Source organism: Adhaeribacter arboris, assembly GCF_003023845.1.
GTDB classification, from domain to species: domain Bacteria; phylum Bacteroidota; class Bacteroidia; order Cytophagales; family Hymenobacteraceae; genus Adhaeribacter; species Adhaeribacter arboris.
The window spans coordinates 3662344-3676796 of sequence record NZ_PYFT01000001.1; the positions used below are offsets into that span (position 1 = coordinate 3662344).

Consider the following 14453-nt stretch of genomic DNA (forward strand, 5'->3'; position numbering starts at 1 on the left):
GGACAAGTTAACCGAGCAAGTAGCATATACTCAATAAACGTTATTAAGCCAGAACAGCAAGCGTTTAAAAAATAAAAAAATGCTGTCGGAACTAAATACTTGTTAGGTATTACCAGCAACATTTTGCTTATAGCGTTGGGGAGCAATCCGCCGGTCCTGAATAAATGAGTCATTCGAAAATCACATAAGGCTACTCCTTAATGCCTTTTGGTCTTATTCCATTTACTCAGACGCTAACCAGCTACGGCTATACAACGGGGAAGGCCGAAAGCTGTTATTTATGCCTTGTTTGGCGGCTGGTGTAGTTATTTGCCCGGATATAACGTTTTTAAAAGATTATTCAGTTTATCAAAATTCTCTTCGTTTTTTTCAAGAGCAAAACGTTTGATCTTGTTACACTCTTCCACTGAATCGAAGATCATTCGAAAGGTTACTCTGGTCCTTTCACTTTCCATTTCTTCGAAGGTTGCACCAACGTGGAAAAGTGGTTGTGTGAGCCGTTTCCAGTATATTAAATTTGGTTCATCTATTTGAATAAATTCACATTCATTTTTATAGTTGCCTTTTTCCGGACCATGCATGACAAACTTCCAGCGACCTCCCGGCCGAAAATCAAATATTTCAAAAGTGTTTGAAAAACCGTTGGGTCCCCACCAAACTTTCAGTTGGTCAGGATTGGACCAAGCCGTGTAAACTCTCTCTTTAGGAAAGTCTAAAGCTCTTACAGTAACTATTTCTTGGTCAGGTTTTGGTGATGCAATCATTTGTTCTATTTAGTTTGCTAATTTCTTTTGCTTATGGCCTCGTATAAACAACGTGCCAGGCTGTTGGCCGAAGGGTGACGTTTATACAATGTTAGCTATCGTATTTTTATAGTGCTTCTGCAATCCTTTTTATCCATTGTTTGCCAAAGACTCTCAACACTAGGATTGGCCTTCTTTCTGCCTTTCCGTCCAGATACCACCATTCCGTATATAAATCTATGTAAAACCCGCTACTATAGTCAAGAAGGTAAAGGTAAATGCTATCCCCGTCCAAGTCGATTAACTTCTGGAAGTTCATTAGAACGAAGTCCGTCTTCACCCTCAATACTGCTATGTCTGACCATTTTGACAGTATTAAATAGTTTTCTTCTTCTAAATCTTTGGCAAAAACCTGCAAAATCTTAAATAGCTCATCCGCTTTTTGCTGCGGGAAGCTAATATTAAGGTAATTAAAGTCAAAGTCAGTGCTGTTTATTGATATTCTGTGGTTATCGATTTCTTCCAGCGTCAGAACATTATTTTCTGTTAAATCTTTGTTGGCTATAATTGAAGTCTGTTGTAGAAGGGACGGAAGTTGATTCTTCCTTTCTTGTTGACGCCTCAAAAGCTTAACCCGTTCTTTTCTTTCTTCTTTATCATCCATTATCTAATTCAATATGGTAGCTAACTTGTTTGTATCCGTCATTATGACGTATATATCACCAATATATTAGTAAAAACTTACTAATTATACCTTTGAGCCGAATACTACCCGAGTACAACACGGTTCCTCTTTTTCAGAAAACAATTAATTAAATAGCTTAGTCTTTATGTTTCCTTCAGCGGGGTAAACCAGGCAACTAGATTTCCCACTTATTTCATTGAAATCACAAACTGTTATAAACGCTGCTGCGGTAACAATTTTTCAGTGGCAAGGTTGAGGTTGTAAAATTTCATTACTATCAGTTAACCGTAAAGTTTATGAAAGGTGCTATTTTCAATTTAAGTAGTAAGCCTGCATTTGGCCTAACCAGTAATGGATTTAGAGATTATTTTCCGTTTCTTAAACCTCCATAAATTTCTGGCATTTTATCACCTTAGGTCTTTTTAACGGATGGCCTGATTGGTTCTATTAAAAAAATTTAAGTTCTTTAATAAGTTGGTTGGTAATGTTGTAACGTTTTGGGCGTGAGCAGATAAAATTTTTAATAATATATTAGTTATTAAATGTTGAATTACTTGTCTGTATAATTATCTTAGTGTAGTTTTGCAACTAGAATGACAAAGGCAGTACTTAAATATCTCCTAAGCCTGGGTATACTCTTGTTGAGCGTATATGGTCAGTTGTATGCCCATACCTTTCAGGAGTGTATTTGCCATTCTTCTAAAAGAACCCTGCTAAAGTCTGAGCATGCCAGTTTTGGCACCGTGCAAAATAGCCAGACGAAAATCATTAAAGCTACCTTTTCCGGTACCGAAAACGAAAACTGTAAATTAGTTGCTTCGGAAATTGAGGAAGAGAAACATGAATGGACTTCTCTCAAAAAGTTTTTAGCGAACAGTAACTACTTTACCACTCTTTTTTACACCCTGGCATTCGGCTATTCCGGCCTCTTCCTAAAAAACCACTTACCGTCCTGTAAGCATTCTATTTATTTCTCTGCTTATAAGTGGTATCTCCTATTCCGGGTTATCCGGATATGATCTTAAATTTCTCCTGTAGGCAAATCCAAATTGCCTAACCTTTTCTAATCCTATTATTTTTATTATCAAATATTCTAGCATTAAGCTAAAGAGAATATGCATGTGTATTGTGTTGCATAACTCTAAAATAGTATTAATCAAACCTTTCGTTTAAAAATCTAAATTATCATGAAGAGAATTCTCATGCTCTTGAGCTTGTGTGCCTTATTCTGTCATACAAGTTGTGAATCAAAAAAGGAAGAAAAAGAAGAGAAAACTAAATTTTTAGTTACCAGCCCTCTAAAAAAAGATACCTTAATCACTAAGGAATACGTCAGTCAAATCCGCGCCATCAGTCACATTGAAATAAGAGCTTTGGAAAAGGGCTACTTACAGAAGATTTTTGTAGACGAAGGCCAGTCGGTAAAAAAAGGGCAGCTCATGTTCCAAATTATGCCGGTTATGTACCAGGCGGAACTGCAGAAAGCCCAGGCAGAAGCCAGTTTCGCGGAAATCGAATACCAAAACACCAGTAAGCTGGCCCAAAGCAATATAGTGGCTCCCAATGAACTCGCTATGGCGAAAGCTAAATTAAACAAAGCCAAAGCGGAAGTATCTTTAGCCCAGGTTCATTTAGGATTTACGCAAATTAAAGCTCCTTTTGATGGTATCATGGACCATTTCCAGGTGAGACTGGGTAGTTTGGTAGACGAGGGCGATTTGCTTACCACTTTATCCGACAACAGTAAAATGTGGGTATATTTTAATGTACCGGAAGCCGAGTACCTGGATTATAAAACCACCCAGAAAAAGAATAACATCACGAAGGTAAAGCTCCAAATGGCCAATCAGCAGGTGTTTGAATATCCGGGCGAAGTGCAAACTATTGAAGCAGATTTTAATAACGAAACTGGGAATATTGCTTTCCGGGCCACCTTCCCCAACCCCAAAGGCCTGTTACGGCACGGCGAAACAGGTAATGTAATAATGGCGGTGCCAATGAAAAATGCGTTGTTAATTCCGCAAAAAGCCACTTTCGAAGTTCTGGAGAAAAAGTATGTGTATGTTTTAGATAAAAACAACGTGATCCGGTCAAGGGAAATTACCACTGCGGCAGAATTGCCGCACATTTATGTGGTTCAGAAGGGTCTGGCAGAAACGGATAAAATCTTATTGGAAGGTTTACGCCTGGTTCGGGAGAACGAAAAAATAGAAACCAAATTCGTAGAGCCTCAGGCTGCCCTATCGCAATTAGAGTTATATGCGGAATAATAAATTATCCTAAAAAGCAGAAGACATGTTTAGTAAGTTCATACATAGACCCGTATTTGCGATTATAATATCGGTCATTATTGTTTTTGTGGGTGGCTTGGCTATCAAGCAATTACCTATTTCCCAATTTCCGGATATTGCTCCCACCACCGTCAATATCTTTATTGCTTACCCCGGATCCAGTGCCGATGTACTGGTAAAATCTACACTGATTACCCTGGAACAGGCTATTAACGGGGTAGAAGGTATGCGGTATATTGCGACGGATGCCACCAGTGCCGGTGAAGCTACTCTCCGCATCATTTTTGAACCGGGAACTAACCCCAACGATGCGGTTATTCGAGTCAAGACCAGGGTGGACCAGGTAATGCCGCTCTTGCCCGAATTAGTACAACGGGAAGGGGTGGTGATTACCCCCATCCAGCCGAGTATGTTGATGTACGTTAACCTCTATTCCAAGACCAAGAGTATAGACGAAAAATTCTTATTCAACTACGCTACCGTTAAAATGATCCCGGAAATACAGCGGACCAAAGGGGTAGCCCGGGCCCAAATATTGGGTAGCCGCCGGTACGCCATGCGCGTTTGGCTAAACCCGGACCGGATGCGGGCCTATAAAATATCGGTGGAAGAAGTAATGGAGGCTTTAGGCGAGCAAAGTATTATCGGGCGTCCGGGCCGGTTAGGCCAAAGCTCCGGTATAGCTGCTCAGTCCCTGGAATATGTGCTCACCTACAAAGGCCGGTACAACAAACCGGAAGAGTATGAAAGTATTATTATCCGGGCCAATGCCGAAGGGGAAAGCATCCACCTAAAGGATATTGCCACGGTAGAGCTGGGAAGTGAGTTTTTTGATATTTATTCTAACCTCGATGGCCAACCTTCGGCCGCTATTGTGTTAAAGCAGAACTACGGCAGTAATGCCAGCGATGTAATTGCCGAAGTAAAAGCCAAGCTGGAGGACATGAAAACTTCCTTTCCTCCGGGCATGGATTATAAAATTAGCTATGACGTTTCTCAATTTCTGGATGCATCTATCGAGCAGGTAATTGATACGTTGCGCGATGCGTTTATTTTGGTGGCCATTGTAGTTTTTATATTCCTGGGCGATTGGCGCTCTACCCTAATCCCGATTCTGGCGGTGCCGGTATCCTTAATCGGGGCGTTTTTTGTTATTCAGTTTTTTGGGCTATCTATCAACCTGATTACTTTATTCGCGCTGGTACTGGCCATTGGTATCGTAGTAGATAATGCGATTGTGGTAGTGGAGGCGGTACACGCCAAAATGGAAGAAAAGCATCTTTCGCCTTATAAAGCTACCGTAGAAGTACTGCGGGAAATTGGGGGTGCTATTATCGCCATTACATTGGTTATGACGGCGGTATTTGTGCCGTTGGTATTCATGACCGGCCCGGTGGGTATATTCTACCGGCAGTTCTCTATTACTATGGCCAGTTCCATTGTTATTTCAGCCGTGATCGCGCTTACGCTTACCCCGGTATTGTGCGCCATGTTATTAAAAAATAACCATGGTAAACCCAAAAAGACGAACCTACTATCCAGAGCGCTTGATGGTTTTAATAGTTGGTTTGAAAGACTTACCGGAAGGTACGTGAACCTTTTAAGATCAATCGTGAGCAGAAGATGGCTTACTTTCGGTATTTTACTGGCATTTGGAGTAGGAATATTCTACGAGAATAAAATTTTACCGGCAGGATTTATTCCGAATGAAGACCAAGGAACTATCTATGCCATTATCCAGACCCCACCCGGTTCTACCCTCGAAAAAACCAACCAGGTGTCGCAAAGACTGCAGAAAATCTGCGAAGAAATTGATGGGGTAGAATCGGTATCTTCTTTGGCCGGTTACGAGATTATGACCGAAGGACGGGGATCCAATGCCGGTACTTGTCTGATTAACCTGAAAAGCTGGTCGGATCGGAAACATACCGTGAAAGAAATCATGGAAGAATTAGAGGAGAAATCGAAAGGCCTGGGGGCTGTGGTAGAATTCTTTGAACCACCAGCCATCCCGGGTTTTGGTTCTTCCGGCGGTTTTTCTATGCGTTTACTGGATAAAAATACCGATACCGACTACCACGAGTTTGATAAAATAAATCAACAATTCATGGATAATCTGCGCAAGCGGCCAGAGCTTACGGGCTTGTTCACCTTTTTCGCCGCTAATTATCCGCAATACGATTTAGAGATTGACAATAATCTGGCGATGCAAAAAGGAGTATCTATCGGCAAAGCGATGGAAAACCTTAATATTTTAATTGGTAGTACCTACGAACAAGGGTTTATTAAATTTAACCAGTTTTTCAAAGTGTACGTGCAGTCCGATCCTAAATTCAGAAGGCTCCCGACTGACCTTTTAAACCTTTTTGTTAAAAATGACCACGGCGATATGGTGCCCTATTCGGCGTTTATGAAGCTTAAAAAAACGCAGGGCCCCAACGAAGTTACCCGTTTTAATTTGTACAACTCAGCTGCTATTCAGGGCCTTCCGGCCGGGGGGTATACTACGGCCGATGCCATACAAGCCATTCAGGAGGTTGCCGCTAAGACATTACCTAAAGGATACGACATTGCCTGGGAAGGTCTTTCTTACGACGAATCCATCCGGGGGAATGAGTCGCTGTATGTATTTATTGTGGTATTGCTGTTTGTCTACTTTGTGTTGGCAGCTCAGTACGAGAGCTTTATTATTCCGTTTGCGGTAGTGCTGTCGCTGCCGGTGGGAGTATTTGGTTCGTTTTTGTTGCTGAAATTAATGGGGCTGGAAAATAACATTTATGCCCAGATCGGACTCATTATGTTGGTTGGTTTATTGGGTAAAAATGCCGTGTTGATTGTAGAATTTGCCGTTCAGAAGCGCCAGCAAGGAGCCACCATACTCAACGCTGCCATAGAAGGGGCTAAGGTACGTTTCCGTCCTATCTTAATGACCTCTTTTGCCTTTGTGGCCGGGTTGATTCCGTTGATTAGTGCTACCGGTGCCGGCGCCATTGGTAACCGCACCATTGGAGCTTCTGCTCTGGGTGGTATGTTATTCGGAACCATTTTCGGGGTTATCATTATCCCGGGATTGTACTACATATTCGCCCGAATGGCAGATGGCCGTCATTTGATTAAAGATGAACACGAAACGCCTTTAACCGAAGAGTATGTTTATGTCATTGACAGTGTTGCCCAAGTTGAAGAAAGTGAAAACCATGTATAAGAAAAGTATATTAAAATGGGTGGGGTTAGCTTTCGTTTCCCTAACCTACACAGCTTGTAGTTTGCCGAATTTGGTTCAAAGAACAGCAAACACGGCGGTACCTGCGACTTTTAACAACTCACAGGATACCACCAATACGGCAAAAATGAAGTGGAAAGAATTTTTTACCGATCCCAACCTGACGGCCCTGATTGATACTGCCCTGCAGCATAACCAGGAGTTGAATATTACTTTACAGGAAATTCAGATTGCCCAAAATGAAGTAAGGGCCAGAAAGGGAGAGTATTTACCTTTTGTTGGTTTAAGAGGCGGAGCCGGCGTGGATAAAGTAGCCAGATACACCAACATAGGCGCTATGGAAGCGACCACCGACATTAAACCGGAAAAAGAAATACCGGAGCCACTACCGGATTTTATGGTAGGAGCCTATGCTACCTGGGAGGTGGATATCTGGCATAAGCTGCACAATGCCAAAAGAGCCGCCTTAAGCCGGTACCTGTCTAGTGTGGAAGGGAAAAATTTTATGGTTACCAACCTGATTGCCGAAATTGCTAATTCTTACTTTGAATTATTGGCTCTCGATAATCAGTTGGCGATTGTAAAACAGAACATTGAGATTCAAAACAATGCCCTGCAAATTGTGAAACTGCAGAAAGAAGCAACCCGGGTTACGGAGTTAGCCGTCCGCCGGTTTCAGGCCCAGGTACTCAACACCCAAAGCCTGCAGTACAACATTCAACAAAGAATCACCGAAACCGAAAACAGAATTAACTTTCTGGTGGGCCGTTACCCGCAGCCCGTTCAAAGGAACAACCAAGCTTTTGATAATTTAATACCGAAACCCATACAGGCCGGTATTCCAGCACAGTTATTATCTAACCGGCCGGACATTAAACAGGCCGAACTGGAATTGGCCGCTGCCAAGTTAGATGTAAAAGTGGCGAAAGCCATGTTTTATCCTTCATTAGGTATTTCGGCGGGCATTGGTTACCAGGCATTTAATCCAACATATTTGCTAAAACCTGAATCGTTGCTGTATACGCTTGCCGGAGATTTGGCGGCTCCCTTGGTTAATAAAAATGCGATTAAATCCGTTTTTAATAGCGCTAACGCCAAACAGATACAGGCGGTGTACAACTATGAGCGTACTATTTTAAACGCGAACATGGAGGTGGCTAATCAACTGGCAAAAATCAGTAATCTGGAAAAAAGCTTTAATTTAAAATCGCAGGAAGTGGAGGCTCTAACTCAATCCATTGATATTTCTAATAACCTTTTCCGCTCGGCCCGCGCCGATTATATGGAAGTATTACTCACCCAACGGGATGCCTTGGAATCCAGATTTGATCTGGTAGAAACCAGAATGCAGCAAATGAATGCGATGGTAGATATTTACCGGGCATTAGGCGGCGGCTGGAATTAAACACTTCACTTACCAATTAATTAATAAGTTTGTTATAAAAAGAGAATCAGCTCCATAAATAAAAAAAGCCAGCTTACAAATATGTAAGCTGGCTTTTTTTATTTCTCTGTTCTAACCTTTTTCCATTCTTTACGGCTTAATGGCAACTTGAGTCTCGAGACTCCGGTGAATAATAAATTTAATAAATTGTTGACACTACCATTTTACGGAACCTTTTTGGTAGTTGCTTTCCTGTAATCCAGTTCCGGGTGGTTGGTAATGTAGCTCCATTCATCCGGCAAAAGCTCAAACCATTCGCTGTCTGGAAAAGATTGTTTTTCGTCCGTTAAAGTAATTTGAGAGTAAAATCCACCGTCGAAGGGGGTACGCCAGTATTTTAACTGATTTTTATCCGGCACTTGAAAACTTTTCACATATTGCACTTTTAAGCCAGCTTCCTGCAACCGGGTGTACCAAGGCCAGTCTGTTTCCGAAGGTGGAGGCAAACTTATTTGGAGCAAGCCTCCACCCGCCTGAATGTATCGTTCCAATTCGGTACGTTGCCGGTAATTCAGAAGTCTATTCGCTGGGTTAATAAATACCAGCGCACTGTATTTTTTTAAATATTGCTCGGAGAATTTAGCGTTGATCTGGGTAGTATCCAGGGTATATTTATTTTCTTTTGCTACTTTTTGTAATGCCTGAATGCGCGCAATTGACAGAGTTGGGTCCGACTCGTTTTTCGCATACACGAGCAAAAGCTTTTTAGGAGCCGGCTTTGTTACCGTTTGCAGTAAGGAAAAGAAAGATAAAAAAATTAAAATCCGGTACATGTTTCAACTATTTCGGTGCGACGGATTTTGAATAGCACAATAGAGCAAACTCCAAATTAGAAGCAGGACAATCTCTGCACTAATAACCGGGCAAATAAATAACGTAATATTACTTACCTGCCGCTTCTTGCCGGGTTTTTTGGAAAAACAACATATGATAGGGCAACGCATTGCCCCAGTAAGGCCAGGTATGCGCCCCAGGTCGTTCAATATATTCATGAGGCACTTTTTCAATTACTAAACGCCGGTGTAATTCACGGTTACTTTCAATCAAAAAATCATCTACACCACAATCAAATAGTATTTTAACCGGACTGGCTTTTAGCTGCGGAACCATATTTACCACGGAGTTCTGAACAAATTTTTCGTAATTCTGTGTCTTTGGTCCCAGCAAACTTTCCATACTCTTCATTAAATCACCACCTTGAATAGAGGCAATATCCAAAGCTCCGCTCATACTAGCCGCGGCTAAGTATAAATCGGGGTGGCGGGCCGATAAATACAAGGCACCGTGGCCTCCCATACTTAAACCCGAAATAAACCGTCCTTCGCGTGAAGTTAGAGTACGGTATTTATTTTGAACTTCCTGCACCAGTTCTTCTGTAATAAAAGTTTCGTACTGACTGGTTTTATCCAACGGGCTATCCAGGTACCAACTGCTAAATCCCCCATCCGGAGTAACAATAATCATCTGGTATTGGTCCGCAAGATTTGTTAACACCGTTTTATCCGGCACTTTGGTCAACCAATCCCGGAAATCTCCACTGTAGCCATGAAGTAGATAAAGCACCGGATAAATAGTTTTCTTTTGCTTTTTATAACTCTCAGGCACTACTATACCGGCGTGAAGCTTCGTGTTCATGGCGACACTGTTAATTTCTAAGGTATCTACTTTAGCAGCTTGGGCAGTATAAAAAGTAAACAGGGTAAAAAATAAAAGCAGGTATTTGGTAAGCATAAGGAGATAAAATTTAAGAAATAAGCATCAAAATGATTTAACTATAAGGATATATTATAAAAAGCCGGTAAATTTTAAAATCTACCGGCTTTTTAGTTATGATAATGTAATAAGCAGACTTATTTCGGTAACACTTTCATGGTGCCTTGCATGGAGTAAAAATGGCCAGGTACGGAGCATTCGTAATTGTAGTTACCGGGTTTTTCGGGCGCAATAAAGTAAATGGTTTCCGTGGACTGCGGCTGCAATAGGTTGGTATGGTACAACACTTTATTTGTAGACGGAATATAATTCTTTTGTTGGCCTTCCAGGCCTAACTTCATTGCTAAGGTACCTACTTCAATGGCTGTTCCGGGCAGAACTACCACAAAATTATGCAGCATGTCGTCGTCGTTCTGAAATACCACTCGTATTTTGCTACCGGCTTTTACCTGAAACTGCGACGGTTCAAATTTAAGTCCGGGCTTCGTGCCCATGTTAATGGTGTAATCCGCGGTACCATTCCAAGCGGCGGGCATTTCGGTTACGCGCTTGGCCATTTTAGTTCCGGCTGTTGTATTAGCCGAAGTTGATTCGGTGGCGCTGGCTTTGGTGGTTGTTTTTGTACTACCTGCTGCTTTACTTGCGGAGGCCATCATGGCTGCATGGTCGTGAGCGGGAGCAGCTGCCCGAGCAATATTCAGCTTTTCGCCGTCTGGTAAATTATTTAAGGTGTAATAACCTACATTATGCAGTAAGGGCTGACCCGTAGCAGAACGAACGCCATCGGTATTAATTTCGTGAATATAGCCTAAGCGTAAATCATCTACTACCAAACGTGCTTTCATCCCGTCCGGCGAAACCACTACTCCCCGAATAGAACATTCCTTGTTGTTGATTACGGGACTGCCGTAGGTAGCGTGGTATTTATAGTTAAAACCGGTTACTTTGTAAGAAGTTAAAGCAGCAGCTATAGCTTTATCTACGGGTTGAGTAAACTCAATTTCAAAACCATCGGGCATGGCGTGAATAGTTTTCATTTCGAAAGGTGTTCTACCAGTCCAGACTAAACGTTGCAGACTGAATAATTCTTTACCCGTCGAAGACCATCCACGGCTGGTCATACCCACGAACATAGAACCATCGTGGCCCCATACCTGCCGCAAAATACCCGACGAAAATCCTTCCCGAAAGCCGAAAGCAACGCCCTGGTACTCACCTTTTACTTTTTCCAAGTCAACGCGCATAATTTTGCTTTGGCCCTGGTCACCCACAAATATTTGATTCTGGAACGGACCGAATTTACCGTTGGTGTTATCATTTAAGAAGGCAGAGGTAGAAATACCAAAAATCCCGTGCGGCATCCAAATAGCGGGCGCTTTTAATTCCGGTACCCGCTTGGCTACATCGTATAAAGGCTCCCCGGTATTAGGTACATCCTGTGGTTTTAATTTTAATGGTGAACCGGGCAAACCGGACCAGTTTAAACTTTCTGCATTGCCTAAAAAGTCACCTTTTTCTACGTGCGAAATACGACCAGAACCTACCCAGTCCCCTTGGTTTTCGGTATAGAAGAAGTCGCCGGCCGCATTAAAACCGTAACCAGCCGGGGAACGCATACCGGCCGCAAAGGGAGTCATTTTACCATCCGGAGTAATTTCTAAAGTCCAACCGCGCCAAGGAACCAAACTCACCCCGTGGCCTAAACTATTGCTCCAGCCTACGTTAAGGGTAACTAGCATATTGCCGTTGGGCAAAAAGGTAGGGCCATAGGAATACTCGTGGTAATTACCGGATAAAGGCCAGGAATATATTTTATCGTAAGAATCCGCTTTGCCATCCCCGTCGGCATCGCGTAAACGGGTTAGTTCACTGCGTTGAGTTACATAAATATCGCCGTCTTTGTAAGCCAGACCTAACGGCTCATGCAAACCTTGCGCGAAGCGCTTGTAAGTAGGCCGGTCCTCCCCGGAAACAGTGGGGTTCGATACTATCCAGACTTCGCCGCGGCGGGTACAAACTGCTAAGCTGCCATCGGGTAAAGTAGCCATACCACCTACTTCCAGAATTACATCTTCCGGAACCGGCAGTGAAATTAAGGTATAATAATCGTCTTCTTTCGCCGGAGCGGCCTCTACTTTGGTTAAGCCTTTAGGAGCCGGAGCCGGTTGTTTACTGCCGGTAGCTGGATTTACCTTGGTTTGCGCCCAGCCGGTATTTTGTAAAAATAAAAGTCCCGCTGCTACCAAGGTAGCTTTGACTACATAGTTTATTTTATTTATTCTTTTCATGATGTTCTTAATCTTTTTAAACTACTGTTCAGTCAATCATAACCTAACGAGTTGTTCCACCTAAAATAAGCTGCACACAGAAATTTATAACTGTGGACTATCGTTTATCGACCATAGACTAAACACTACCACACAATAGCATATTTTACTACGCCAGTTGCCTCTTTCGCTTTCACCGGTAGCAACATTTCTTCGGTGTTCTGGGCAGTTTTCCGGATTACCGGTTTTTCTTTGTCGATTAGCTGAACAAAATACTCTTTATCGCCGATAGCGTAAAGGCCATTTGGTAGTTTGGTAATGGTGCTGCCTTCGGCTACCCGACACCAGATAGCTTGTTTTTCCTGACCGGGTGTTACGGTAAAAGTATGCGTTAATTTGCGGCCGTTATCTTCTGGTTCTAAAGTTTCCCGAATAGTGGCATTACCTAAAGTATATTTAAAAACCGGACGACCGGCTTTGCTTATATCATACCCTAAATTATTATACGCCGCATTCGAGTCCGGCCAAGCCGCATTTTGATCAGCTAAAAAAGTGAGCGAAGGTTTAGCCGGAAATGGAGTTACACTGCCCATTGGAACTTCTAATTGGGTTTCGCCGCGACCGTACCACATTGGCGTAGTTTCCAGAAAATTGCCGCGCCAAACTTGCAAAAACTGTCCCCGGCTCACATCAACGGCGTAATTCGCGCCGCCCGGCTCACCCACGGATAGCACGTGCGTTCTCTTTTTACCCATATGCTCCAGAAAACCCCGTTGCATAACTGGTTCGTCTTCTACGGCTACAGTAATGGCTCCTACTGGTTCCACCACCTTTAAGGGAGATTTCAGAGTAGTCAGGGCCACACCCGGGCCACTCACCGAAAGAATAATATCGTTGCGGCGAGCATACCAGTACGAAGAGCTCTTAAAGTAAAATAATGTAAGCGGGTATGTACCAGCCGCTAGTTTTACAGTACCAGTCGCCACTCCGGTCTTACCAGTTACGGTTAATACTTTCTTATCGCCAATGGTTAATTCGCCGGCACCGTTAATGTAGTTTGGATTGGTATCCATGGGAATCCAGGCCAGATTTAAATTAAAATTATAATCGCCGGATGTTGGTACCTGAATGGTACCGGTAATTTTGCCGGCAAACTGGTCGCGGGTAGCGGGAGCGAGATGTGCCAGCACATCTATATCCATTTCAGCGGTGGGTGCCTGGGTGGTAAAATCGGTTAAGGCTTTGATATTGTCGTAAGAGGTTAATTTCAGGTCAATTAATTTAACTTCTTCGGTGCCGTATGATTGGTATTTAATATTGCGGATAGCCACCGCGCCGTGGTCGCCCTGAATCATAAGTGGACCTAAGGGTTTTTCGTCTTCGAAAGCGGCGGCCCGGGTTGGGCCGGTTACTTCAATGTTCTTCTGCACCAAAACGCCGTTTTGATACACTTCCACAAAGCGGGCATTTTCAATTTTTTGTCCTTGGGCGTTAAAACGAGGAGCTCGGAATATAATTCTATAATGCTGCCATAGTCCGGGGGCTTTGCTTACGTTTACCAAAGGGGGATGGCCTTCGTATCCTTCGCGGCCAGGGCCACGTTTTTCGTCCCAGCGTTGGTAAATAGCACCGGCATCCGAATATTTCGGGTCTTTCTCTCCCCAGGAATCAAACATTTGCACCTCGTAGCGGCCTTGCAGGTAAACGCCCGCATTAGAGCCTTTGGCCATCATAAAGTCCAGTTCCAGTTCTATATCGCCGTGCTCCATGGTAGTAAACAAGTGGCCATTGTTACTTTTGCCGGGGGTGTTCACCAGAATGCCAGTTCCAGCGGTTGTTTTGCCATTCCCCCCTTTTATTGGATCAAAAAATACATCCTTCGCCAGTTTCCAGTTATTACTTACCGGTTTAAAGGCACTTAAGTCCGTTAAAGCAATGGGAGTTAAAGTTGCGGCATTAGTACTGGTCTGGGCAGTTCCTTCGTACTGCCACCATAAGGAGCACAAAAGAGGAAGAATGATTTTTAAATTAATTTTAAATTTCATGCGATAAAGTAAAGAGAATAAAATGGTTAGTATTTACAAATA

The 14453-nt window shown here is 42.9% G+C and carries 10 protein-coding genes; 4 read left to right on the top strand and 6 right to left on the bottom strand.

The window, feature by feature from the left end; genetic code table 11:
* Positions 1-305: 305 nt before the first annotated feature.
* Both AHMF7605_RS15235 and AHMF7605_RS15240 read right to left on the bottom strand, forming a co-directional pair.
* Positions 306-764 carry an SRPBCC family protein gene (locus AHMF7605_RS15235; protein WP_106930726.1) on the bottom strand — a complete coding sequence of 153 codons (459 nt, stop codon included), beginning with the start codon at positions 762-764 and terminating at the stop codon, positions 306-308.
* Positions 765-870: 106 nt separating this feature from the next.
* On the bottom strand, positions 871-1407 hold the full coding sequence (locus AHMF7605_RS15240; protein ID WP_106930728.1) for a hypothetical protein: 537 nt from the start codon (positions 1405-1407) through the stop codon (positions 871-873).
* A 614-nt stretch (positions 1408-2021) separates the two neighbouring features.
* Between AHMF7605_RS15240 and AHMF7605_RS15245 the strand changes: the two genes are divergently transcribed.
* The 4 genes from AHMF7605_RS15245 to AHMF7605_RS15260 all read left to right on the top strand — a co-directional run bounded on the left by AHMF7605_RS15245 (position 2022) and on the right by AHMF7605_RS15260 (position 8347).
* Positions 2022-2447, top strand: coding sequence for a hypothetical protein (locus AHMF7605_RS15245; protein WP_146153595.1), 426 nt, complete (start codon positions 2022-2024; stop codon positions 2445-2447).
* 168 nt (positions 2448-2615) lie between these two features.
* Positions 2616-3698, top strand: a complete 1083-nt coding sequence (locus AHMF7605_RS15250; RefSeq protein WP_106930732.1) for an efflux RND transporter periplasmic adaptor subunit — start codon at positions 2616-2618, stop codon at positions 3696-3698.
* 25 nt (positions 3699-3723) lie between these two features.
* Positions 3724-6924 carry an efflux RND transporter permease subunit gene (locus AHMF7605_RS15255; protein ID WP_106930734.1) on the top strand — a complete coding sequence of 1067 codons (3201 nt, stop codon included), beginning with the start codon at positions 3724-3726 and terminating at the stop codon, positions 6922-6924.
* Positions 6917-8347, top strand: a complete 1431-nt coding sequence (locus AHMF7605_RS15260) for a TolC family protein (RefSeq protein WP_106930736.1) — start codon at positions 6917-6919, stop codon at positions 8345-8347. Before AHMF7605_RS15255 ends, AHMF7605_RS15260 begins: the two co-directional genes overlap by 8 nt.
* A gap of 203 nt (positions 8348-8550) precedes the next feature.
* Here the strand turns inward: AHMF7605_RS15260 and AHMF7605_RS15265 are convergent, their stop codons facing one another.
* From AHMF7605_RS15265 to AHMF7605_RS15280, 4 genes are all read right to left on the bottom strand, one after another.
* The gene (locus AHMF7605_RS15265) at positions 8551-9159 is read right to left on the bottom strand and encodes a ThuA domain-containing protein (protein WP_106930738.1); all 609 of its coding nucleotides are present in this window, start codon (positions 9157-9159) and stop codon (positions 8551-8553) included.
* 109 nt (positions 9160-9268) lie between these two features.
* Entirely contained in the window at positions 9269-10117 is an 849-nt protein-coding gene (locus AHMF7605_RS15270) for an alpha/beta hydrolase (RefSeq protein ID WP_106930740.1), read from the bottom strand.
* Positions 10118-10236: 119 nt separating this feature from the next.
* Entirely contained in the window at positions 10237-12387 is a 2151-nt protein-coding gene (locus AHMF7605_RS15275) for a plastocyanin/azurin family copper-binding protein (protein ID WP_106930742.1), read from the bottom strand.
* A 125-nt stretch (positions 12388-12512) separates the two neighbouring features.
* Positions 12513-14411, bottom strand: a complete 1899-nt coding sequence (locus AHMF7605_RS15280) for a 3-keto-disaccharide hydrolase (RefSeq protein WP_106930744.1) — start codon at positions 14409-14411, stop codon at positions 12513-12515.
* Between the last annotated feature and the right edge of the window lie 42 nt (positions 14412-14453).